We start from the raw sequence: 22,881 nt of genomic DNA on the forward strand, positions 1-22,881 counted from the left end.
TTGTCCGGCGGCGAGCAGCAGATGCTCGCCATGGCGCGTGCGTTGATGAGTCAGCCCAAGCTGTTGCTGCTCGACGAACCGTCGATGGGTCTCTCGCCGATCATGGTGGAGAAGATCTTTGAGGTGGTGCGTACGGTGTCAGGCGAGGGTGTGACGGTGCTGCTCGTGGAGCAGAACGCGCGTCTGGCGCTGCAAGCGGCACACCGTGGCTACGTGATGGACAGCGGGCTGGTCACCATGACCGGCGACGCGAAGGACATGCTCGACGATCCGAAGGTGCGCGCAGCGTATCTGGGGGAGTGAGTGTCGAACTCGCGTGACCGGCTGACGGCGATCCGTCGCCAAGTCGGTCGGTGAATAAGCAAAGGGCGCCGAAGGCAACTTCAGGCGCCCTTTGTCTTTTCACGACATTCGATGACTGCGAGACGCAGCGCTTACTGCGCCGTCGCCGCTAGTGGCAGCCGCTTGCCGAGGCTTACGACATCGTCGGCGGCGTAGCCGTGTGCGTTGTAGAACGCGAGGGCTTCGCGCGACTGCGTGAGCACTTGCAGATTGAGCTTGAGACAGCCGCGTGCGGCCAGCGCGATCTCGGCGTGATGCAGCAACGCGCTTGCCACACCGCGACGTCGCAACGCATGCGAGACGGCCAGCGAATAGACCCAGCCGCGATGTCCGTCGTAACCGGCCATGACAGTGCCGACGATCTTGCGTTCGCGCACGGCGACGAAGAACAGGTCGTCCTGCATGGCCACCTTGTTGGCAATCGAGCGACGTGGTTCGCGATGCGGCTTGTCGGCGCGGTTGTACTCCGGAAAGGCTTCGCGCCAGAGCGCGATGACGGCGTCGGTATCCGCGTCGCCGAACGTGCGGATATGGATGTCGGCGGGCATGCGATTCATGGCGCTTCCTGTTGGCCGGTGTAGATGTCGGGCCGGTGAATCTGCATCATCTTGTTCACCGCGCCGAGCGGTTCGAAGCCATAACGCGAGTAGAGACTGGCGGCATCGGTCGTGGCGAGTAGAAAGCGGCGCAGCCCTTGCAGTGCCGGGTGCGCGAGCACATCCTCGCACAAGCGCTTACCGATCCCCAGTCCTCGCATGGACGGATCGACGAACACGTCGGCCAGATAGGCGAACGTGGCGTGATCGGTGATCACGCGGGCGAAGCCGACCTGACGCGCCGGGCCGCCCTCGACCTGCGTTGCATACGCGCCGAAACAAAGCGAATGCGTGATTGCGCGCATGAGCGTATTGCGCGGAATGCCTTGCGCCCATGCCGTTTGCGTCGACAAGGCGTTGTGGATGAAGCCGATGTCGAGCCGTGCGGGATCGGCCGAAATTTCGACGATGGCGTCGGCGGGCGGTGTCGGGTGGCCCTGGCTCATGTCGTTCATCGATGGAGTCTCCATGAGAATGTCGTTCGTACTCGCCCGGGCAAAGGTCAAACGAAGTCCGGGCAAGTGTCGTGATGCGATGGTTGAGTTCAGGCGTGCTTCGCGAGCAGCGTGTCGAGCATCGAGAGCATCTGGTCGATCTCCTCGCGGCTCACATTCAGTGCGGGCATGAAGCGCAGCAAGTTCGGACGCGCCGAGTTGAGCAGTAGCCCGTCGGGTGTCATGTCGCGTGCGGCTTCGACCAGTTGCGGACCGATGTCGCGACCGAGCAGCAACGCACGCAGCAGGCCCGCGCCGCGTTCCCCCTGACCGCCGTAGCGCGACGACAGATGCTGCAATCCGGCGCTCAGATAATCCGCTTGAGCGCGCACGAATTCGAGGAAGCCCGGCGAGCTGACCGTGCGCATCACGGCGAGGCCGACGGCGCACATCAGCGGGTTGCCGTTGTACGTGCCCCCCTGGTCGCCCGGTTGGAAGACGGCGAACTCGTCGCGGCACAGCATGGCGGCCAGTGGCACACCGCCGCCGATGCCTTTGCCGAGCGTCATGATGTCGGGCACGATGCCCGACTGCTGGTACTGGAAGAGGGTGCCGGTGCGTCCGCAACCGGTCTGGACTTCGTCCACGATCAGCAGGAGCCCGCGTGCCGTCGTCAGCTCGCGCAGCGCCTTCATGAACTCAGGCGTTGCGGGCACGACACCGGCTTCGCCCTGAATCGGTTCGAGCATCACGGCCACCGTCTCCGGCCCGATGAGGGCTTCGACCGATGCGATGTCGTTCAGCTCGGCCTTCGGAAAGCCCGGCACCTGCGGCGCGAAGATCGTATCCCAGCCGGGCTTGCCGCTTGCGGACATCGTCGCGAGCGTACGGCCGTGGAAGGCGTTCTTGAACGTGATGATTTCGAAGCGTGCCTTACCCGCGTTGTTCGGGTGCAGTTGTCCCCACTTGCGGGCGAGTTTGATGGCGCTTTCGTTGGCTTCCGCGCCGCTGTTGGCGAAGAAGACCTTGCCGAGGCCGGAGAGATTGGCGAGCAGGTCGGCCAGCTCGATCATCGGCAGGTTGTAGTAGGCGGGGCTCGGGTTGAGCAGCAGCGAGCCTTGGGTGGCGAGGGCGTCGCGCATGACCGGGTGGCAATGGCCGAGGCTGTTCACGGCCCAGCCCTGAATGAAGTCGAGATATCGCTTGCCTTCGTGGTCGTACAGCCAGCCGCCCTTGCCGTGCGTGAACACGAGTTCGGGACGCGTAGTGATGGGCAGCAGTGCCTGCGTGGGCAGATCGGCGAACCTGGCGTGGCGTGCCGCCTTGGGCGAGGTTGACGATACGGCGGCGGACGGTTGAGCAAGCGACATGACGGTCTCCGAAGGTAGGTGAGAAGAGACTGGGGGAATAAAAAAAGCCACGGGGGGTGCCCGTGGCTTCGCTGTGCTTGAGAACTTGCGTGTTATCGCAGTCGATAGCGTGCCGCGCGGCATCCCGGTTGGGGCAGCGTATGGCGACGTCGGATCGAGGCGATGGTAATCAGGTTCATGTCGGCAAGCATAAGGCGGTGACGCGGCGCTTGTCAAAGGGAATGCATGCGGTGTGGTTTGCATGCATCTTTTGCGCATCCCTTCGATGGCCGCCGGTCGTCACTGCCCGATGGTCATAAGGTCATTGTCCGCCGCCGGGGTTATCCGCTTCGGTGGTGAAGGCATCTGCGAAGAAAGCGTCCTCCGGCAACTGGTGATGAGCGATGAAGTCGCGACGGGCCGATTCCACCATCACGGGCGCACCGCAGGCGTAAACCTCGTAGCCCGACATATCGGGCAGGTCTTCGGCGACGGCGCGGTGTACGAAGCCCGTACGACCTTGCCAGGCGTCTTCGGGGGCGGCTTCGGAGAGGACCGGCACGAACTTGAAGCCGGGGATCTCACGGGCCCATTGCTCGGCCAGTTCGCGCAGGTAGATGTCTTTCAGCTGACGAGCGCCCCAATAGAGCGTCATCGGGCGGTCAAGGCCCTTGTGCGCGGCGTGTTCGACAATGGCCTTGATCGGCGCGAAACCGGTGCCCGAGGCGAGCAGTACGATCGGCTTCTCGGAGTCTTCCCGCAGGAAGAACGTGCCGAGCGGGCCTTCGAAGCGCAGGATTTCGCGCTCCTTCATGTTGTTGAACACATGATCGGTGAAGACACCGCCGGGCATGTGGCGCAGATGGAGTTCGAGGAAGCCTTCCTCGTGGGGCGCGGTGGCCATCGAATAGCTGCGGCGTTTGCCGTCTTTCAGGATGAATTCGATGTATTGACCGGCGAGGTACTGGAAGCGCTCGTTGGCGGGCAGTTGGAGGCGCATGACGATAACGTCGTCGGCGCGGCGCTCCAGCGCGTTTACACGGCAGGGCAGGCGCTTGACCGGGATGTCGCCGATGCCCTTGACCTCACGCGACTCGATGACGAGATCGCCTTTCGTGTGGGCGCAGCAGAGCAAGGCGAAGCCACGGGTTTCCTCGTCCTTTGAGAGAGCGGAGCTGGCGTGTGCGCCGTGTTCGACGGTGCCTTCCACCAGTTTGGCCTTGCACGAGCCGCAACCGCCGTTTTTGCAACCGTAGGGCAGGCCGATGCCCTGGCGCAGTGCGGCGGAGAGGACGGCCTCGCCATCTTCGATCTGGAACTCGCGCCCGCTCGGCACGAGGGTAACGTTGTAAGCCATACTACAATCCGAAAAATGAAAAAACCGTCCAAACCTCTCGGTCGCCCGCGCCTGCTGGTCGTGGGCTGCGGCGACGTCGGCATGCGCGCACTGCCGGCTCTCGTCGAACGTTTTCGTGTCTTTGCCGTGACGTCCAGCGACGCGCGCCATGCAGCGTTGCGTGCGGCGGGCGCGGTGCCCGTCGTTGCCAATCTGGATGACGCTGCGAGCTTGCAACGCGTGGGCCGTCTGGCCTCACGGGTGTTGCATCTGGCACCGCCTGCCGGGGTCGCAGGCAGCGGCACGCAGGACCTGCGTACACGCCGTTTGCGCGCTGCGCTGAACCGGCCGTCGAAACGCAATATTGTACCCGAGGGTGGGCTTCATACCCTGTCAGCCCTGGCTCGTCTGGCCCCCGCGCCGCGCCGGATTCTCGTCTACGCGAGCACCAGTGGCGTCTACGGCGATTGTGGCGGCGCGCGGGTGGACGAGACCCGCACGCCGGCCCCGCGTTCGCCTCGTGGGCAGCGTCGTGTCGATGCTGAGCGGACCGTTCGCACGCTGGGCCGTCCTTCCTTCCACGGCCGTCATCCGCGACGTGTATTGACGACGGGGGCTGCGCGCGCGCGTGCGGCGTCGGTGTCCGGTACGAAGGCGTCGTGGCGTCGGACGGTCCATGCACGGGTGTCCTGGCGGGCGTCTGTGATACGGATTCCGGGGATCTATGCGGCCGAGCGTCTGCCGCTGGTGCGTTTGCAGAAAGGCACGCCTGCGTTGGTCGCGTCGGACGACGTCTTCACCAACCATATCCACGCCGACGATCTCGCGGCGATTCTGGTTCGCGCGATGTGGCGGGGCAAGGCGCAGCGTGTGGTGCATGCGAGCGACGACACCGAATGGCGTATGGGTGAGTACTTCGATCACGTCGCGGATGCGCTGGGCTTGCCCCGGCCACCGCGTGTGTCTCGTGACGAGGCGCGCCGAGTACTGGAGCCGACGTTGCTTTCCTTCATGTCCGAGTCGCGACGCCTCGCAAACACCCGGCTCAAGCGCGAACTCGGGTACGCGTTGAAGTATCCCGACGTAGCGGCGCTGCTGTCGACACTGCCGCCGCTTGCGTCGCCAGAGCTGACGCTATCGTTGCCATCCGCGTCGCCTGTCGACATTCCCCCGACCGGCGCGACCGCCTGACGACGAACGTCACACGGACGCCTCAGCTATCGTTCCCCAACGTCCCACCAAGTGCTTTGACGAGCGAGAGCGTTGCGTCGATCTGCGCGAGGCGGGACTGCGCGGCGTTGCGGCGGGCTTGCCGCGCGAGGCGTTGGGCGTCGAGCCACGATTGCAGGTCGATGTCGCCTGCGCGATAGCGAGCCTCCGAGAGTTCGGCCGCTCGTTGCGCCAGGGCGGCGGCGCTGGCGAGCGACGTGTACTGCGACGTCGTTCGCGCGCGTGCCGACAGGGCGTCTTCGACTTCCGTCAGCGCGGTGAGTAACGTGTTGCGAAACGTCGCAACCGATTGCTCGTAGTCGTTGCGGGCGAGCGCCGTCGTGAAGCGTGCCGTTTGCACCTGAAGGAACGGCATCGCAATCGAAGCGGCAAGGGTGCCGACCGGATTAGCGAGCAGACGCGAAAGCGACTCGCTGGTGGTTTGCGCGGTGCCGGTGAGCGTGAGCGACGGATAGAACGACAGACGTGCGGCGTCGACATCTGCCAGACGTGCGCGAACGCGCGTCTCGGCGGCGGCGAGGTCCGGGCGCTGTGCGAGGAGCGACGCAGGCAGACCGGGCGCGACCTCGGGCAACTGCGCGACGACGAGCGAACCGCGCTCAGTGAAGCGTGTCTGCGCCGGACGTCCGAGGGCATTCGCCAGCGAGTGCCGGGCGGTGTCGCGCAATCGTTCCCATTCTGCAAGTGCGCCTGCGACGGCGTCGCGATCCTGCTGTGCCTGCACGGGATCGAGAGCCGACACCGACCCGGCGCGACGACGTGCGGCGACCAGCGCAACGGCGCGCTCAGCTGCGGCGAGGTCTTCCGTCGCGCTGCGCACATTCTCGTTCAGATAGGCGACGCGCCAGTAGAGCGAGGCGACCTGGCTAGAGAGCGAGAGGGCGGCGGCGCGGCGGTCCCATGCGCTGGCGGCGGCTTGCCAGTTGGCGGCGTCGCGTTGCGCGGCGAGTTTGTTCCAGAGATCCACTTCGTAGCTGATGCCGACGCTTGCGCCGGATGTCGTCTGAGTCTGTCCGTTCAGACGTTGTGCTGCCTGTCCGCCGTCGAGCGCGCGCGACTTCGAGCCGGTGATATTGGCGGAGAATTGCGGCCAGCGATTGGCGTCCGTCAGTCCGGCCTGGAGCGCGTCGCGATCCGCTTGCAGGGCTTTGAGAGCGAGTGCGGGGTTGGCCGCGAGCGCCTGAGAAATGAGCGAGTCGAGCTGAGGTTCGCGAAACGCGCGCCACCACGGGGCAATATCCGCGTCGTCTGTCGTGCGTGTGCTTTCCCCTTGCGCTGTACCTGACCGGGTGCCGTCGATGGGCGTCTGGAATTGCGACGGGACGGGCAACGCCGGGCGTTCATAGTCTGTGCGGGTCAGGCTGCAAGCGCTGAGCATCATGCAAACGGCGACCGCAACGAGCGACGGAGCGACGCCCGGATGCTGCCGGAAAAATCCTGAAGGGCAATTCATCGAATCTGTCAAAAAGACCCCCGCGCGCGACACCGAATCGCGCGCGGGGTATAAAAGCCATCCCGAGCCTAAAGGGGGGCGCAGCGGGACGGCGGGGGCAATCATTCACGGGCCAGTGCATCCACCGGATCGAGACGTGCGGCACTGCGTGCCGGGAGCCAGCCACTGAGCATGCCGATGGCGCAGGCGCAAGCCACGGCTGCCGCAAACGTATTCGTCGAAAAGACCACCGAGACCTGCGGCACGAACGTCGCGACCAGCCAGCCGATGGCGTAAGACAGCACCACGCCGACCGCACCCCCCATCAGACAGACCAGTACGGCTTCGATGAGAAACTGTCGGAGGATGTCCTGACGGCGCGCGCCGATCGCGCGACGGATGCCGATCTCACGAGTGCGTTCCGTCACTGAGACCAGCATGATGTTCATCACGCCGATGCCACCGACCACGAGTGAGATGAGGGCGACGAACGAGAGCAGCAGCGTGAGCATCTGACTCGTGCGTGAGATGGACTTCACGATCGTGTCCATGTTGAACGTGAAGAAATCCTTCTTGCCGTGGGCGCGCGTGAGCAGGCGAATGATTCCGGCTTCGGCGGCGGCGGGCGGGTGCCCGTCGAGAATGCGGACCGTGATCGATTCCAGATGTTGCTGACCCGCGAGTCGGCTCGCGACCGTCGTCCACGGGACGTACACATTGAGCGAGCGGCTGACAAACATCGACGCGCGATCGCGCACAACACCGATCACGCGTAGCGGCAGCGAGCCCGCGAGCACGATTTGGCCGATAGGATCGCCGCCGTTAGGCAACAGCTTGCGAAGCGTGTTTTCACCGAGCAGGGCAACTTGTGCCTGACGCTCTACTTCGCTGGCGTCGAAGCTGCGTCCGCGGGCGAGTTTCAGACCGTTGGCGCGCATGAAGTCGGCGCTTTCACCGTGAACTTGCGCGTCCGTATCGATGCGACCGAAGCGCATGCGGGCCGTGCGCGGGCCGACTTGTGCCGTCACGCTGTCCGTGTAGGGCTGGGCGGCGAGCAGATCGGCGTCGCGGGGCAGGAGCGTACGAATCTCTGCGGCTTTGTCGTCGTTGAAGTCCTTGCCGCGCAGCACCGTGATCGTGTTCGGGGCGATGTTGCCGATATCGTCGAGTACGCGCCGTTTCGTCCCTTCGCCGATGGCTGACAGCGAGACGACCGAAGTGATGCCGATGACGATGCCGAGCATCGTGAGACCGGTGCGCAGACGGTGCGAGGCGAGTGCGTGCCATGCCATCGACAGGCTTTCCGCAAACGTCGGCCAGCCACTCATCCAGCGAGTCAACGAATTACCGCGCGACATTTCCGGCGCATCGGCTACGCGTGAGTCCACTGAGCTTTCGGGACCGGACGACACATTGGGCGTCTCGCGCGTCACCGATGCCTCGGCCGCGTGGAGTGTGTCGTTCATGCGATCGCACTTGATGCGTCCGTCGGCGATTTCAATCACGCGTTGCGCCCATGCGGCGACGTTCGGATCGTGGGTGACGAGGATGATCGTGTGCCCGCGCGCGTGGAGTTCGCGCAGGATGTGCATCACTTCCAGTCCGCTGTGGCTGTCGAGTGCGCCGGTGGGTTCGTCGGCGAGGATGATGTCGCCGCCGTTCATGAGGGCGCGGGCAATACTGACGCGCTGTTGCTGCCCGCCGGACATCTGCGAGGGCCGGTGCGAGAGATGCTTGCCGAGCCCGAGACGTTCGAGCAGCGCGGCGGAGCGCGAAGACCTTTGCGAGCGCGGGATACCGGCGTAGACGGCTGGCACTTCCACGTTGCCCTGCGCCGAGAGATGGCCCATCAGGTGGTAGCGCTGGAAGATGAAGCCGAAGTATTCGCGGCGCAGTTTTGCGAGCGCGTCGTCCGAGAGTGAGGCGACATCGTGCCCGTCGATTTCGTAGCGTCCCTGGGTGGCACGGTCGAGGCAGCCGAGCACGTTCATGAGCGTCGACTTACCCGAGCCGGACGGCCCCATGATCGCGACCATTTCACCGCGCTCGATGACGAGTTCGACGTCACGCAGGACCGTGACGGCACCGTCACCCTCGCCGAAAGCGCGAGAGATGCCGGAGAGCCGCAGGAGCGGGGCGGAGGCGATCGTCACAGGAGCGTTCCTGCGTCGTTGCTACCGGACGGCGGCGCGTCGGTCGGATCTGCGGTCACGACGCGGTCGCCTTCGGCGAGTCCGTCGAGGGCTTGCGCGGTGAGGCGGTTGTCGAGGCCGACCTTCACCCAGCGTGGGTGGGCGACACCCTTGTCATCGAGCACGCGAACGCGATATCGGCCGTCGGCGCGCTTCTCACCGAGGGCGACGGAAGGAAACGTCAACGCATTCGAGATACGAGCACTCACGATAGACACTTGCGCGGTCATATCCGGGCGGAGGACACCGGCTGGATTGGGCACATCGAAGAGCGCGTTAAAGAAGATCGCGTTATTGATCTTCTCGGGTGAGGGTTGGATGACGCGAAGCTTGCCTTCGTAGCGCTTTTCGGGAGCACCGAGGATCGTGAAGTAGACGGGAAGACCTGCGCGGATGCGTACGACATCGGCTTCGGAGACCTGAGCGCGAATCGTCATCATCGAGAGGTCGGCGACTTTCAGGATCGTCGGGATTTGATAGATCGCGGTGACCGTTTGTCCTTCCTGGGTGGTGATGGCGGTGACCGTGCCGTTAATGGGCGCGGTAATACGCGTATAGGACAGATTCGTGCGTGCCTTATCGACTTTGACCTTTTGTTGGCTTATCTGAGAGTCGAGTGAGGCGAGTTCGGCGGTGAGGGCATCGGCTTCCGTGCGTGCCTTCTCCAGGTCGCGGGGCGAGGTAGCGTCGTCGTGGGCGAGTTGTCGTTGACGGGCGAGTTCGCGAGCGGCTTGTGCGTGGCGAATGGCTTTGGCGCGTCGGTCGGCGGCGAGTGTGGTGAGTCCGGCGTTGGCTTCGCGCAGATCGTTATCGCTGGATGTCGGATCGATTTCAGCGAGCAGTTGCCCTTTCGAGACGGCATCGCCGAGCACCACCTTGAGAGAGCGAAGTTGCCCGTTGGCTTGCGAACCGACCTCGACTTGCTTAATGGGTTGCAGGACGCCCGTGGCGAGGACGGCGTCTTCGAGATCGGCGCGGGCGACCTTAGCGGAGAGATAGGCGGGCGGCGTGGGTTGGGGCCATTGCCAAGCAACGAGGGTTGCGAACAGGACGACGACGACTGCGCCGATCTTGCGACGTCGGGTAAAGCGAAAAGAGGAGAAGCGAGAAAAGAGGCGCGTCATCGATGGAAAGAAATGGCGAAAGCCGTCGCGGGGTGAAGCGAACGTGAGGGGGATGCTAAACAAAGGAGTGGGGACAAACTGTTTTCAGTTGTTGAGACTTTGTGAACAGAGATAACGGGAAAGAAAAAACAAAGAAAAGCGATCGAAGGAGACAAAAAGAAAGAAACAAAAGAGGGGGGGAGAAAAGAGGGGGAAATGAAGTGATTGAAGCGCGCAGAGGGACTGAGAGCAAATGGGGTGGGTAGTGCGTGCAGAGGTACAGGAAAGGTGTGAGCGGCGTCACGTCCGTCCCGCAGCAGTTGCGGAGCACGTGCGGGGCGGATGTGGCGTCGCGATGGTGCTGGAGAAGAGCGGTGTCGACGGGACCAAGTGCTTCGGTCAAGGAAGCGAGAAGCGGGCGGTATCGGTTGAGGCACTGAGTGCATCGAGGGAGACGGACCGGGGCCCCTTTCTGCAGCGAGTTGGGTTTATGTCTGAGCGGCGGAAAGGGGCCCCGGTCCGTTAGGGGGAGGGTGTTAGGGGGGAATGTGGAGAGAAGGAAAGGGGGAGGAGCGGGTTGTGGTTTTGGTGTGGGAAAGGGCTTGAGCGCCTTATTCCGTAAGGGCGAGAGGGGTATCGGGGGAGCTGAGGACGTGGTGACGGAATGTCTGCACAGTGTGAAGATTGTGAGTCGTCGTCGGGGGGGCGGCGTCGATCCGCGGGGAGTCATGCGAGGTGGCCGAAGCGATGTGGGGTCACTAAATTGGCTATAATTTCGTCTTAAATCGCTTAACGTCGACGAAATATCGATTCTCGAGCCTTCGGTGCCGTCATAAGGTCCTGAGATGGCCTCAGTCAACCTTACCAATCCTTTCTGAAATAAGGATTGGACGCCATTCTGTTGGATGCTTCGGTCAACGCTTCGCTGGACGGGCGCGCAAACTGCGGTGTATCTCGTCACGCAGAGGTACAAAGCATGGCCATTACCATTGGTTCGCCGGACGCGGCGGTGCATCGTGCCTGGCGCTTGCCGGGACAAGGGGCGGCTTCGACGGTCGGCACACACCGTGCGGCGTCGGGAGCAGATCGATATGCCAACGCGCTGCGGGCGCTCTCCAGTACGCCGGAGCCCGTGTCCGTCACGCAAGACGATGCAGTGAAACTGTCGCAAAACGCGACGGCATCGCGCGCAACCTAATTTACCGAGAAATATTCATGAGTCTGCATGTTCTTCTGGTCGATGACGATCCCGTCGTTCGCGACCTATTGCGCGAATTGCTGCACGCCAATGGCATGCAGGTCTCGGTGCTTCACAACGGCGCGTCGTTGCTGCGCCGGTTAGAGCTCGAACGACCGTCCGTCATTTTGCTCGACATCATGATGCCGGAGCGCGACGGCCTGCGTGCATTGCAGGACTTGCGTGCGGCGGGCGAGGATATCCCCGTCATCATGTTGTCGGCGCGTGGCGGCCCGCTCGATCGCGCGCTGGGCCTTGAACTGGGTGCCGACGATTACCTTGCCAAGCCGTTCGACCCGCGCGAGTTGCTGGCGCGGATCCACGCGGTGCTGCGCCGCCGCGGCCCGGTCGTGGCCAGCGCGCCGGACGCCCGTGCACCGTACCGATTCGGCCCGTTCGAGCTGGATTACACGCTGCGTACCCTCCAGCGAGAGGGCGAGCGCCTGCCGCTGCGTGATACCGAATTCGCGATGCTCAAGGCGTTCACCCAGCATCCCATGCAGGTGCTGCCTCGCGTCAAACTGCACGCCATGCTGTATGGCGACGGTATTGCTTTTCGCGACCGTAGCCTCGATGTGCCTGTGTGGCGCCTGCGTCGCCTCATCGAAACCGACCCGTCGGAGCCGCGCTACATCCAGACCATCCGTGGCAAAGGCTACGTGTTCGTGCCGGGCGGCGAGCTGACCGAGGGCGCGACGTCCGAGGCCCGCGAGCGCGCTGACGGAATGGGCGACGCCGGTGATATCGGCAGTGTCGGCGACGACGGTATGTCGCTGGCTACCACGGCTTCGGCAGGCAAGCGCACGGTGCGCGGCTGGCGGGAGTCCGCTGCGTGAATTTGCGTTGGTTGCTGCGCGACTCCCTGTTCGCGCGCATGGCTTGGCTGGGCATTGCCGTCTTGCTGGTGATGCATCTCGTGTGGAGCGCGCTGGTGTTCTACCAGCGCCCGCGTCAGCAAGTCGACGGCTTCGCCCGAGGCTTGTTGGTGGCCATTCAAAGCGTCGATCAGCGGGCTGTCGATCCTGGCAGCCTCGCGCCGCCGCATGCCGTACGTCGCGTCCCTGTGGCGCAAACGCCGACGTTCACCAACGAAGTCGACGACGAGCGCGGTACGCGTCTTCGTCACGAACTGCTCTCGCGTCTGCCGCCAGGCACCCAACTCCATATCGTCAACGAACGCAAACGCAGCAACATCTGGGTGCTGCTGCCGCAGCGTGATGAGTGGATCGTCATCGGACTCGATCTTCCGCCGATGCCCCCGTTCGTGCGCGAGACCGTTGGTATTCTTATCGGTGCCGTGCTGCTCGCGCTGCTGGTCGCGTGGCAGATGCAGCGCCCCATTGCCCGGCTTGCGCATGCGGCCCGGGTGATCGCTCGCGGGCGGCGTCCCGCATTGTTGCCCGAGCAAGGACCGCACGAGCTGCGTGACCTGACCCACGCGTTCAACGAGATGGCCAAGCGGCTGGCTGAAGCCGAAGACAATCAGGCCATCATGCTCGCGGGCATCGCTCACGATCTCAAATCGCCGCTCACGCGTTTGCGCCTGCGCGCCGATCTCATCGACAGTGAGCATTCACGCGATGGCTTCGTGCGCGACATCGCGTCCATCGACCACATCGTTCAGCAATTCCTCGCCTATGCGAGAGACGAAGCGGACACCAGCCCGATGATCGGCGTCGATGCGTTCCTGCGCGAGCAGTTTCCGGCAGACGAAGAAACCTCCGATTCCGCCTCTGTCACCAGCCCCATCGAGCGCACCACCGAAGCGACCGATGATGCCTCGCTATTCGTCAGCAACTTGCGCGCAGGGCCTGAATTCATGCTGCCGCGCACGCTGCTCGACCGGGTGATGTCGAACCTCGTCGACAACGCGCTGGAGCACGGTGAGCCCCCCGTGCGTTTGGCGACGTGGCGCGACGAGGCGACGGGACACATCGAAATCAGCGATTGCGGCAAGGGCATTCCGGACGATCAGGTGGCGCTCGCCATGCGCCCGTTCGTGCGGCTCGATGCCTCGCGCGGTGGCGAAGGCCACTGCGGTCTCGGGCTGTCGCTCGTCGTGCGGCTCGTGGAAGGGCTGGGCGGCGCGGTGCGTCTCGACCGATCGCCCAGCGGAGGATTGCGTGTGACGCTCAAACTGCCGATGTTCAGTAAATCTCCGGCACGATGATTTCCGACGGCACAGGGTGACGCATGTAGCTTTCGCTACGGGCGCGCTCGGGTAGCACCACCTGCGAGCGCTCCACGTCGTGATACGGCACCTGGTTGAGCAGGTGATGAATGCAGTTCAGACGCGCGCGCTTCTTGTCGTCGGCCTGCACCACCCACCACGGCGCTTCCGGAATGTGCGTGCGCTCGAGCATCACTTCTTTCGCGACCGTGTACTTTTCCCAGCGCGTGCGGCTCTCCAGATCCATCGGGCTCAACTTCCACTGCTTGAGCGGATCCTGAATGCGGGCCATAAAGCGCGCTTCCTGCTCCTCGTCCGAAATCGAGAACCAGTATTTGACGATCTGGATGCCGCTGCGCACCAGCATTTTCTCGAACTCCGGCACCGAACGGAAGAACTCCTCGTACTCGTTCTCCGTGCAAAAGCCCATCACATGCTCGACACCGGCGCGGTTGTACCAGCTACGGTCGAACAGCACGATCTCGCCGGCGGCCGGCAGATGCTGGACATAACGCTGGAAATACCACTGCGTGCGTTCGCGATCGTTGGGCGCGGGCAGTGCAGCTACACGGCACACGCGAGGGTTCAGACGCTGCGTGATGCGCTTGATCGCGCCGCCCTTGCCTGCGGCGTCGCGGCCTTCGAAGATCACCACGAGACGGTGACGGCTGCGGATCACCCAATCCTGCAACTTCACCAGCTCGCCCTGAAGGCGGAACAGCTCGCGAAAATAGTGCAGACGGTCGTCGCGCGCCTCCGCGCTCAGATCGTTCAGGCCGGGCAGACGCAGATCGTCGATTTCCATCTCGATCTCTTCGTCGTAACTGTCGATCAGGTCATCTTGGAGACGACGCGCAAGCATTGCGTCGTGGTCGGCGTCGGAATCGAATTTAGTCATGGCGACGATCTCTTACGGCCAATAAACACAAAAGGCACCCCGTATTGTCCGGGGGATGGCGAACGGACAAAATACGCGCCCGATGATGCGTTTCAGTATGCGACGATTTTATGACACCAGCATGGCGTTGACGAATGCTATGTGACGTAGTTCCCGCGTGCGCCCCGCCCGACGGTGCTGCCACCGTATTCAGTAGGTTTCGCGAGTACGCCGAAATTGTCACAAAAATGAAATATGACATTGTCATGATGGCAAGCCCCACCGTGCTGCGGTGCGGTTCACGTCCGTCCCCCACGCCTCGCCACAGATACCGCGCGCATGTTCGCCGAATTAGCTCACAACGCATATGGCTGCGATCAGGCTGGCCTGATCTACGGCTATCGTTTCACCGATGGCGCGCCGCCGCAACCGGTCGATTCGACCGAGGCGCTGGCGTGGCTAGCGAAGGGCGAGCGGGCCGACGGCTTCCTCTGGCTGCATTTCAACTTCGCGCACGCCGCGTGCGAGAAGTGGCTCAAGCAGCAGATGCACCTGCCCGAAGAGTTCTACGAGAGCCTGAGCGAAGGATCGCGCTCCACGCGCATCGAACATTCTGACGATTGGCTGCTAGCCGTCATCAACGACGTGATTTTCGCGTTCGACATCGCGCAGTCCGAGATTTCGACGCTGCGTGTGGCGGCCAACGCCCGCCTGCTTGTGACCGGACGCGTAAAACCGCTGCGCTCCATCGACAAGCTGCGCGCGTCCGTCAAACGTGGCGACGCTTTCCGCTCGCCGCTCGCTTTGCTAGTGCACCTGCTACGCGATCAGGCGGACGTGCTTGAGCGCATCGTGCGCGAGACGAGCCGCCGCGTGGACACCGTCGAAGACCGCCTCTTGCAGCAGCGTATCGAGAGCAACCGAGCCGACCTCGGGTCGTTGCGCCGGGTGCTCGTGCGCCTGCAACGTCTGCTCGCACCGGAGCCGGCGGCGCTCTTTCGTCTGTTGAGTCGCCCGCCGATATGGGGCCACGCCGACGACGTTCAGGAATTCCGTCAGGCAACCGAGGAATTTGCCGTCGTCCTCAACGACTTGTCGGCGTTGCTGGAGCGCATCAAGTTGCTTCAGGAAGAAATTGCGGCAATGGTCAGCGAGCGCACCGACCGCACCATTTACACGCTGACGGTCGTGACCGTACTCGCGTTGCCCATCAACATCGTGGCGGGTTTTTTCGGGATGAACGTCGGCGGCATTCCGCTCGCGGATCATCCGCATGGCTTCTGGGTGCTCGTTTTTATCGTCGCGACAGGCACTGCGGCCGCTGGCTGGTGGGCGTTCCGGCGGCGGCCGGACTGAGGTCCAGACCGCCGCTGCCCGAAGGGATGGGGGACTCCGGGGACTAATTGCACTGTCGCATCAATGCCAGAACTTCATCAACAGCGTTGCGATCACCACCATTCCGGCACCGCCGATACGCGTGGAAATCTGCGCGAACGGCATCAGTCCCATGCGATTGGACGACGACAGAATCGCCACGTCGCCCGTGCCGCCCAGACCGCTATGACAGGCGGTGACGATGGCAGACTCGACCGGGAACATCTTCAGCCACATGCCGACGAAGAACCCAGAGACGACCATCGCGATCACCGTCGATGCGCAGATCACGAAATAGGCGGTCGAGAACGCGCCGACGAGTTTGTCCCACGACACGAACAACGTCCCGAGTCCGACCAGAATCGCAAACGTCAGGTTCGTCGACATGAACTTGTACATCTGATACGCGCCGGTCTCCATGCTCTCCGGTATCAGGCGCGAGACCTTCAGCACCGCTGCTGCGACGATCATCAGCACCGGCCCCGGAATGCCGGTCACGGGCGCAAGCAATGCGCCGAGAATGAACAGCGTGCAGGCCAGCAGCAAACCGTGTCCCATCAGACGCAGATCCAGCGCTTGTTCTGCGTTTTGCCCTTCGAGCAGCGCGCGATCTTCACCACTGCGCACGAGCATGCCGTTGCCGTTGTACTGCGGACGCTTTTCGCCGAAGCGCTTGAGCAGCCCCGCCGAAAGAATCGCCACGACGTTGCCGATGAGCGCGGCGGGGACCATCGTCGCAATCAGATGCCCCTGCGTTTCGCCCGTAATCTCCGAATAGCCGATCGACAACGGAAGGATGCCCTCGCCGATACCGCCGCCGAGAATCGGCATCACGATGAAGAAGAACGTGTGACGCGGGCTGAAGCCGAACAGCAATCCTGTGAGACATCCGGCGGCAATCGCGGCGAGCGTGCCGATCAGCAGCGGCACGAACATCTTCAGAAAGCCCTGAATCAGGATCTTCCGATTCATGCCGAGCATGCTGCCCGCGACCAGACACGCGATGTAGAGATATTGCAGATTGGCCGTCTTCATCGTGACGGTAATGGCTTTGAGGATCGCGTCGTCCATCAGCCCATTGCCGAGCAATGCGGCCGGTACGAACAGACAGAGGATCGCGGGGCCGCCGATGTGCTTGAAGACCGGAATCGCGCCGCCGATCTCGCCGAGCAACATGCCTGCGATCATCAGCACCGCGAAGCCGCCGATCATGTCGGCGGGCAGGCGTCCGGTGACTGCCGCAAGACCGGTGATGACGGCAATGGCGACGAACATCGGCAACGGTGCGCCACCGATGGTGAATTTCGACATCGGAGAGGGGGTGGCGAGCGACGTCGCGCTCGCCTGAGCGGCCTGGCTTTTCATGGTGTCTCCTGAAAGGATGGAATACCTGTCCGGGTGAGGGCGCTTGCGGCACTGACTCAATGCCGTGCGCCTCTTGTCACTCAGGCGGTACGTTGTTGTCTGGGCAGATCGATTTGCATCCAGGGGAAATCGGTGCGGTGACGGGCTTCGAATGCGGCGATGGCATCGCTGTCCCTGAGCGTCAAGCCGATCATGTCGAGGCCTTCCACGAACATGCGTTTCTGACGCAGCGGCAGATCGAATGCGAACGAGTCGCCGCTTGTCGTCACCACACACTGGCGCTCGACGTCGATGCTCAGCGCGTTCTGCGCGGGATCGCTCACCGTCCCGGTCAGCTTTGCGATGTCCTCCGGGGCCAGCACGATCAGCAGCAGACGGTTGTTCTGCGCGTTGAAGTAGAAGATCTCGCCGAAGCTCGGTGCGATGACCGCGTCGATCCCCGATTGCTGCAAACCCCACACTGCGTGCTCACGGCTCGACCCGCAACCGAAGTTGGCCCCGGCCACCAGGATGCGAGCGTTGCGATACGCGGGACGGTTCAGAACGAACGTGTCGTTGGGCGTGCCGTCGGCATTCGTGCGCAGGTCGTACAGCACACCGCGCGCGAGGCCGGACTTGTCAATGCCGAGCAGAAATTGCTTGGGCATGATCTGGTCCGTATCCAGATTGTTCAACGGCAGCGGGGCGGCCGTACCGGCCACGATCGTGTGCTCAGCCATGAGCGGTCTCCTTGCGAATATCGACGATGCGGCCAGCGATGGCGGCAGCGGCGGCCATGGCGGGGCTCATCAGATGCGTGCGTGCGCCGCGACCCTGACGTCCCTCGAAATTGCGGTTGGTGGTCGACGCGCATCGCTGACCGGGCTTGAGAATGTCGTCGTTCATGGCGAGGCACATCGAGCAGCCCGGCTGGCGCCATTCGAAACCGGCGTCTTTCAGCGCGTCGGCAATGCCTTCACGCTCGGCCTGATCACGTACGCGGCCCGAGCCCGGCACGACCATCGCCCGCACGCCGTCGGCCACCTTGCGACCCCGCACGATCTCGGCAATCGCGCGCAGGTCTTCGATACGCGCATTGGTGCAGGACCCGATGAAGACATGATCGATGGGCAAGCCGTCGAGCGATTGACCGGCGTCGAGCCCCATGTAGCCCAGCGCCTTCGACGCGTTGTGCCGTTCGACCTCGTCTTCCGACAGCGAGGGAATCCGCGCGTTGATCGCAATGGCCTGATCCGGGCTCGTGCCCCACGTCACGAAGGGCGCGACGTCGGTGGCATCGAAACGGTGTGTGACGTCGAACGCCGCATCCTCGTCGGAGCGCAGCGCGAGCCAGCGGGTTTTGGCATCTTCCAGCGCGTCGCCGGACAGATCGCGAATGTGATCGCCGACGTATTGCAGCGTGGTGGCGTCCGGTGCGATGAGCGCGCCGCGGGCGCCCGCTTCGACGGTCATGTTGCACAACGTCATGCGAGCTTCCGAGGACAGCGCCTCGATGGCCGCGCCCGTGTATTCGACGACGAAGCCGCGCGCGCCTTGCGCACCGATACGGGCAATGATGTACAGCACGAGGTCTTTCGAGGTGGTACCGCTCGCCAGCGCGCCGTCGACGTGGATGCGCATGTCGCGTGCCACGCGGTAAATGAGCGTTTGCGTCGCCAGCACGTGCTCGACTTCCGATGTGCCAATGCCGAAACCCAGCGCGCCGAGCGCGCCGTAAGTGGTCGTGTGGCTGTCGCCGCAAAGCACCACCATGCCGGGACGGATCAGCCCCAGTTCGGGGGCCACGACGTGTTCGATGCCTTGCTCCGGGTCCGTCACGTCGAACAGGTGAATGCCATGTTTCTGGCAGTTGCGTGTGAAGTTCGCCGCCTGATGGGCTGCGGCGTCGATCACGATGGTGCGTTTGTCTACCGGTACCGGGTGCGTGGGAATGACGTGATCCACGATCCCCATCTGCTTCTCCGGGCAGCGCACCGGCAGGCCCTTCTCGGCCAGTCCTGCGAAGGCTTGCGGGCTCGTGTACTCGTTCATGATGTGCAGGTCGGCATAGAGCGCGACGTGCTGCGCATCGACGTCGAAGGCCGTGTGGCTTCGCACGATCTTTTGGTAAAGCGTTTGTCCCATGAGGTACTCCACGAAGGGGGCGGTCGTCGTTTTGCTATGTCTCGCAACCTTGCGTGCAGTCTAATTCGTTCATAGAATCGCAAAATGTATATTCGCTTAACCTATTTTTAAGTTTAATTTAATAATGGATGCCATCGCCGATCTGGAATTCTTCGCCCGTCTGGTGACCTTAGGCAGCCTGTCGGCGCTGGCGCGCGATCTTGGCGTGACGCCGCCGGCAATCAGCGCGCGGCTGAGCCAGTTGGAGCGACGGCTGGGCGTCAAGCTGCTGAACCGCACCACCCGTCGACTGGCGATGACGCACGAGGGTGAGCTGTATCTCGGAACCGGATCGAAGATCATCGAACAGGTGCAGGAGCTGGAGCGCATGGTGTCGAGCAGCCGCGATTTGCCGCGCGGATTGCTAAAGGTGAATGCCACGTTCGGCTTCGGACGCCGCCACGTCGTGCCCGCGCTGTCCGAGTTTCGCGAGCAGTATCCCGAGGTCGAAGTGCAACTCGATCTGACGGATCGTCCGATGAATCTGGCCGAGTTCGCGTTCGACGTCGGTATTCGCTTCGGCGAACTACCCGACCAGCGCGTGGTGGGACGCCGCATCGCGGCGAACCGGCGGTTGGTGTGCGCGTCCCCGAAATACCTCGCACGCCACGGCGTGCCGAGGGTGCCCGACGATCTGCGCAATCACCTGTGCATCGTGCTGCGCGAGAACGATACGGCGTACGGCACGTGGCATTTCACCAAAGGTAAGCGCCACGAGTTGGTGAAGGTGCACGGGGCGATGAGCAGCAACGACGGCGAAGCGACGCTGCGTTGGGCGCTCGACGGGCACGGTGTGCTCGTGAGATCGGAATGGGATGTGCAATCCGCATTGGCTTCGAATGCCCTGAGGCAATTGCTGAGCGACTGGGCGTTACCGGCCGCCGATATCTACGCGATCTATCCGGAGCGGCTCAATCTCTCGGCCAAGGTACGGCTTTTTGTCGAGTTTATGGAGCGCTATCTGGCGCGTGAATTGAATCGGGATGTCGGCGGCACCGCGCATTGAATTAAAAGCATTCGCGTATATCGATTACGCAAATGGTGCGTGACATGCTTCGTGATTTGCATGCAATTCCCAGGTTCAAATAAAAATTCCAAACGGTCGTGTGAATGTCTGGTGGGAGCATTTGAGCGGGGCGGCGGCGTGGCTTGTCACCATTGGGCACTGCGCCTCAGATGTTAACGAACCGGTATCGGAATCCGTCGGTAATAAGATTTGTATAACGAACAATCCGAAGGCATGAATTCCGGTCTTCCCCTTATAATCCGCTGAATCGGACGTCGAATATCCGGGCGGTCGCGCGCAAACCTGCGAAGTCATCACGGGGTGCATGGCGTTGCGCGCATCAATCACCGGTTTAAGTGACGCGGAATAACACCGAGCTGAACTTGGTGCTCGTGTTTTGCGCGTCGTCATAACGGCACCCGAAGTTGTCCATCAAGCCGCTTTCAGGCGAGGAGACCGACGATGAAGTGTCCCGCTGTATTGCCCATGGAAACGGAAAGGCTGGCTGCACTGGCGGATTATGGCCTGGGCAGTGAACGCCCGCTTCCGAGCCTCGATGCCGTTGTGCATATTGCAGCGCACATGTTTGGCGTGCCGGTGGCGGCCGTCAACATGGTGGGCAACGATCACGTATTTTTCGCGGCGGCCACAGGTTTTTCATGCACCAACACCGATGTCGACATGAGCCGCGACGCGTCTTTCTGCGCGCACGCGATTATTGGTGACGGTGTGATGGTGGTGCCAGACGCCGCGGCCGACGAGCGCTTTCACGACAACCCGCTGGTCACCGGCCACGCGCAGGTGCGCTTCTACGCGGGCGTGCCGCTTATGTCGGTGGACGGTCACGCACTCGGCGCGCTGTGCGTCATCGACAACAAGCCGAATCACACATTCTCCGAAGTGGATCGCGAGCGTTTGCGCGAGCTGGGACGCATGGCGTCCGACCGTCTGGAGTTGCGTCGCGTGGAGCTGTTCATCGAGCGCGAGCGGCGCACCTTTGCCGAGCCGGAGCGCTATTCGCCCACGGCGATGATCCGCTTCGACGCCTTGGGCGAGATCCTCGACTGGAACCATGCGGCAGTGACGATGTTCGGCCACGCGATGACCGATGGCCCGGGCCGCTCGTTGGAGACGCTGTTCGCCGGGCGCAGTCGCTCGGCGCTGCGCGATCAGATCACACAGGCTGTCAGTGCTGGCTCTGTCGACGGCATGACGATGCCCTCGGAGGTCTACGGTCTGCGTCGCGACGGGCGTGAGTTTCCAATGAGTCTCTCGCTGTTCTGCTGGGTCGAGAACGATGTGCAGACGTTCAACGCGCACGTGCATGACCTCAGCACGTTGCGCGAGGGCGGTGAAGTGTTACGCCGACTCGCGAGCACCGATGTGCTGACGGGCATCGCGAATCGCGCGAGCTTCTATCGCGACGCGGAAGTGGCGTCGGTCTGTCTGCGAGGCGCAGCCGTCGCGATATTCGATCTCGACGGTTTCAAGGACATCAACGATACGCTGGGCCATGCGGTCGGCGACGGCATTCTGTGCGAAGTTGCGCGACGTTTGACGTGTCTCGTGCGCACGGTCGACACGGTGGCACGCATCGGTGCGGATGAGTTTGCGTTGCTCCTGTGGGGCGTGACGGATGCGGTGGAGGCACGTCGCCGCGCCGATGCAGCGCTGGCGGCCATCGCAGAACCGATGGTGATCGACGGGTTCGACGTGCGCGTGAGTGCTTGCTGTGGCATCGCGGTCGTCCCGCAGCAGGCGGAGGAGGCGCTGAGTCTGATCAGCAACGCCGATCTGGCGCTGTCGCGGGCGAAACAGCATGGGGCCGGGCAGACGTTCGTCTTCATCGACGCGCTGCGCATCGAAGCGGCGGCGCGGCGCGTCTACAACATCGAGCTGCATCGTGCGGTGAATGACGGCGAGTTCGTGCTCTTCTATCAACCGCAGGTGGATTTCACCGATGGCTCGCTTACCGGGGCTGAGGCGCTGATCCGCTGGCGACATCCGCAACGCGGACTGCTGTCGCCCGCTGCGTTTCTACCGGCGCTCGAACGGGGGCCGCTGGCGGCGTCGGTGGGTGCGTGGGTGCTTGACGAGGCGTGCGCGCAGGCGGCGTATTGGCGACGCAACGGTGCGCCGTGTTTCCGGATCGGCGTCAACTTGTTCGGACTGCAATTTCGCATCGGCAGCATCTTCGACGAGGTGGTCGCGGTGCTTAACCGGCACGGGCTGCCGCCGCAGGCACTGGAGCTGGAGGTGACGGAAAGCATCGTGCTGGATGACGACGTCGTGCTCGAAGCGTTGCAGCGTCTGCATGCGTACGGCGTGAGTATCGCTTTCGACGACTTCGGCACCGGCTACGCGTCGATCAGCATGCTGCGACGCTATCCGTTAAGCCGTATCAAGATCGACCGGTCGTTCGTGCAGGGGATGATGGAGTCGGAGCGCGATGCGTCCGTGGTGCGTGCGCTGGTGGACATCACACGTAGCTTCGATCTGCGCACCATTGCCGAGGGCGTGGAGACGGAGCAGCAGCGCGACAACCTGCGTCGACTCGGTTGTGACGAGGGGCAGGGATACTTGTTCGGGGTGCCCATGCCCGCGGTGGAATTCGGGGAGATGTTCGACGTGGGACGTCAGTTGAATCAAGCGTGAGTGCGATGCAACGATGCGCC

18 protein-coding genes and 1 pseudogene are annotated in these 22,881 nt (G+C 63.2%); 8 read left to right on the forward strand and 11 right to left on the reverse strand.

The annotated features are described in order from the left end of the window. Positions 1–303 (forward strand): ATP-binding cassette domain-containing protein (locus PAN31117_RS22465; protein ID WP_150662406.1); only part of this gene is annotated, 303 nt, incomplete at its 5' end. A gap of 131 nt (positions 304–434) precedes the next feature. Here PAN31117_RS22465 and PAN31117_RS22470 read toward each other — a convergent pair. The 4 genes from PAN31117_RS22470 to PAN31117_RS22485 all read right to left on the reverse strand — a co-directional run bounded on the left by PAN31117_RS22470 (position 435) and on the right by PAN31117_RS22485 (position 4,078). Further along, entirely contained in the window at positions 435–899 is a 465-nt protein-coding gene (locus PAN31117_RS22470; protein WP_174991078.1) for a GNAT family acetyltransferase, read from the reverse strand. Next, positions 896–1,393, reverse strand: coding sequence for a GNAT family N-acetyltransferase (locus PAN31117_RS22475; RefSeq protein ID WP_150740171.1), 498 nt, complete (start codon positions 1,391–1,393; stop codon positions 896–898). Before PAN31117_RS22475 ends, PAN31117_RS22470 begins: the two co-directional genes overlap by 4 nt. An 89-nt stretch (positions 1,394–1,482) precedes the next feature. Then, entirely contained in the window at positions 1,483–2,742 is a 1,260-nt protein-coding gene (locus PAN31117_RS22480) for an acetylornithine transaminase (protein WP_246189218.1), read from the reverse strand. Positions 2,743–3,043: 301 nt separating this feature from the next. Beyond that, complete coding sequence (locus PAN31117_RS22485; protein WP_150740172.1) at positions 3,044–4,078, reverse strand: CDP-6-deoxy-delta-3,4-glucoseen reductase; 1,035 nt, start codon at positions 4,076–4,078, stop codon at positions 3,044–3,046. 15 nt (positions 4,079–4,093) lie between these two features. Here PAN31117_RS22485 and PAN31117_RS22490 point away from each other — a divergent pair, with 15 nt between their 5' ends. Further along, the gene (locus tag PAN31117_RS22490; protein ID WP_246189219.1) at positions 4,094–5,248 is read left to right on the forward strand and encodes a Rossmann-fold NAD(P)-binding domain-containing protein; all 1,155 of its coding nucleotides are present in this window, start codon (positions 4,094–4,096) and stop codon (positions 5,246–5,248) included. A gap of 22 nt (positions 5,249–5,270) precedes the next feature. On the opposite strand, the gene PAN31117_RS22495 is transcribed toward PAN31117_RS22490, so the two are convergent. From PAN31117_RS22495 to macA, 3 genes are all read right to left on the reverse strand, one after another. Beyond that, the gene (locus tag PAN31117_RS22495) at positions 5,271–6,668 is read right to left on the reverse strand and encodes an efflux transporter outer membrane subunit (RefSeq protein WP_174991079.1); all 1,398 of its coding nucleotides are present in this window, start codon (positions 6,666–6,668) and stop codon (positions 5,271–5,273) included. A gap of 173 nt (positions 6,669–6,841) precedes the next feature. After that, complete coding sequence (locus PAN31117_RS22500) at positions 6,842–8,872, reverse strand: MacB family efflux pump subunit (RefSeq protein WP_246189220.1); 2,031 nt, start codon at positions 8,870–8,872, stop codon at positions 6,842–6,844. Beyond that, positions 8,869–10,035, reverse strand: coding sequence for a macrolide transporter subunit MacA (macA, locus tag PAN31117_RS22505; protein WP_150740174.1), 1,167 nt, complete (start codon positions 10,033–10,035; stop codon positions 8,869–8,871). Before macA ends, PAN31117_RS22500 begins: the two co-directional genes overlap by 4 nt. Before the next feature lie 955 nt (positions 10,036–10,990). Here macA and PAN31117_RS22510 point away from each other — a divergent pair. The 3 genes and pseudogenes from PAN31117_RS22510 to PAN31117_RS22520 all read left to right on the forward strand — a co-directional run bounded on the left by PAN31117_RS22510 (position 10,991) and on the right by PAN31117_RS22520 (position 13,421). Further along, the gene (locus tag PAN31117_RS22510; protein ID WP_150740175.1) at positions 10,991–11,212 is read left to right on the forward strand and encodes a hypothetical protein; all 222 of its coding nucleotides are present in this window, start codon (positions 10,991–10,993) and stop codon (positions 11,210–11,212) included. A gap of 17 nt (positions 11,213–11,229) precedes the next feature. After that, positions 11,230–11,958: pseudogene (locus PAN31117_RS22515) on the forward strand (response regulator); the annotation flags it as partial. Between the two features lie 125 nt (positions 11,959–12,083). Continuing rightward, positions 12,084–13,421 (forward strand): ATP-binding protein, encoded by a 1,338-nt coding sequence (locus PAN31117_RS22520; protein ID WP_246189221.1) that lies wholly within the window; start codon positions 12,084–12,086, stop codon positions 13,419–13,421. On the opposite strand, the gene ppk2 is transcribed toward PAN31117_RS22520, so the two are convergent. Then, positions 13,399–14,319: a polyphosphate kinase 2 gene (gene ppk2 / locus PAN31117_RS22525; RefSeq protein WP_150576280.1), complete on the reverse strand. Its 921-nt coding sequence runs from the start codon at positions 14,317–14,319 to the stop codon at positions 13,399–13,401. The two genes, PAN31117_RS22520 and ppk2, sit on opposite strands and share 23 nt — an antisense overlap. A 318-nt stretch (positions 14,320–14,637) precedes the next feature. Between ppk2 and PAN31117_RS22530 the strand changes: the two genes are divergently transcribed. After that, a complete protein-coding gene (locus tag PAN31117_RS22530) occupies positions 14,638–15,654 on the forward strand; it encodes a transporter (protein WP_150664335.1) in 1,017 nt (338 codons plus the stop codon). Positions 15,655–15,714: 60 nt separating this feature from the next. Here PAN31117_RS22530 and PAN31117_RS22535 read toward each other — a convergent pair whose 3' ends face one another. The 3 genes from PAN31117_RS22535 to leuC form a co-directional block, all read right to left on the reverse strand. Further along, complete coding sequence (locus PAN31117_RS22535; protein ID WP_150740177.1) at positions 15,715–17,037, reverse strand: 2-hydroxycarboxylate transporter family protein; 1,323 nt, start codon at positions 17,035–17,037, stop codon at positions 15,715–15,717. Positions 17,038–17,117: 80 nt separating this feature from the next. Then, positions 17,118–17,756, reverse strand: a complete 639-nt coding sequence (leuD, locus tag PAN31117_RS22540) for a 3-isopropylmalate dehydratase small subunit (RefSeq protein WP_150740178.1) — start codon at positions 17,754–17,756, stop codon at positions 17,118–17,120. Beyond that, a complete protein-coding gene (leuC, locus tag PAN31117_RS22545) occupies positions 17,749–19,161 on the reverse strand; it encodes a 3-isopropylmalate dehydratase large subunit (RefSeq protein ID WP_150740179.1) in 1,413 nt (470 codons plus the stop codon). Before leuC ends, leuD begins: the two co-directional genes overlap by 8 nt. Before the next feature lie 124 nt (positions 19,162–19,285). Between leuC and PAN31117_RS22550 the strand changes: the two genes are divergently transcribed. After that, entirely contained in the window at positions 19,286–20,206 is a 921-nt protein-coding gene (locus PAN31117_RS22550; protein WP_150740180.1) for a LysR family transcriptional regulator, read from the forward strand. A gap of 462 nt (positions 20,207–20,668) precedes the next feature. Beyond that, positions 20,669–22,861, forward strand: a complete 2,193-nt coding sequence (locus PAN31117_RS22555) for a putative bifunctional diguanylate cyclase/phosphodiesterase (RefSeq protein WP_150740181.1) — start codon at positions 20,669–20,671, stop codon at positions 22,859–22,861. Positions 22,862–22,881: the final 20 nt, after the last annotated feature.

This window comes from Pandoraea anapnoica (genome assembly GCF_902459765.1).
In the GTDB taxonomy this organism is placed as follows: domain Bacteria; phylum Pseudomonadota; class Gammaproteobacteria; order Burkholderiales; family Burkholderiaceae; genus Pandoraea; species Pandoraea anapnoica.

Bases quoted from the DNA above. Each gene is read 5' to 3' on its own strand.
- PAN31117_RS22470 (WP_174991078.1), bottom strand. From the start codon at position 899: ATGAATCGCATGCCCGCCGACATCCATATCCGCACGTTCGGCGACGCG.
- PAN31117_RS22475 (WP_150740171.1), bottom strand. From the start codon at position 1,393: ATGAACGACATGAGCCAGGGCCACCCGACACCGCCCGCCGACGCCATC.
- PAN31117_RS22480 (WP_246189218.1), bottom strand. From the start codon at position 2,742: ATGTCGCTTGCTCAACCGTCCGCCGCCGTATCGTCAACCTCGCCCAAG.
- PAN31117_RS22485 (WP_150740172.1), bottom strand. From the start codon at position 4,078: ATGGCTTACAACGTTACCCTCGTGCCGAGCGGGCGCGAGTTCCAGATC.
- PAN31117_RS22490 (WP_246189219.1), top strand. From the start codon at position 4,094: ATGAAAAAACCGTCCAAACCTCTCGGTCGCCCGCGCCTGCTGGTCGTG.
- PAN31117_RS22495 (WP_174991079.1), bottom strand. From the start codon at position 6,668: ATGATGCTCAGCGCTTGCAGCCTGACCCGCACAGACTATGAACGCCCG.
- macA (WP_150740174.1), bottom strand. From the start codon at position 10,035: ATGACGCGCCTCTTTTCTCGCTTCTCCTCTTTTCGCTTTACCCGACGT.
- PAN31117_RS22510 (WP_150740175.1), top strand. From the start codon at position 10,991: ATGGCCATTACCATTGGTTCGCCGGACGCGGCGGTGCATCGTGCCTGG.
- ppk2 (WP_150576280.1), bottom strand. From the start codon at position 14,319: ATGACTAAATTCGATTCCGACGCCGACCACGACGCAATGCTTGCGCGT.
- PAN31117_RS22530 (WP_150664335.1), top strand. From the start codon at position 14,638: ATGTTCGCCGAATTAGCTCACAACGCATATGGCTGCGATCAGGCTGGC.
- PAN31117_RS22535 (WP_150740177.1), bottom strand. From the start codon at position 17,037: ATGAAAAGCCAGGCCGCTCAGGCGAGCGCGACGTCGCTCGCCACCCCC.
- leuD (WP_150740178.1), bottom strand. From the start codon at position 17,756: ATGGCTGAGCACACGATCGTGGCCGGTACGGCCGCCCCGCTGCCGTTG.
- leuC (WP_150740179.1), bottom strand. From the start codon at position 19,161: ATGGGACAAACGCTTTACCAAAAGATCGTGCGAAGCCACACGGCCTTC.
- PAN31117_RS22550 (WP_150740180.1), top strand. From the start codon at position 19,286: ATGGATGCCATCGCCGATCTGGAATTCTTCGCCCGTCTGGTGACCTTA.
- PAN31117_RS22555 (WP_150740181.1), top strand. From the start codon at position 20,669: ATGAAGTGTCCCGCTGTATTGCCCATGGAAACGGAAAGGCTGGCTGCA.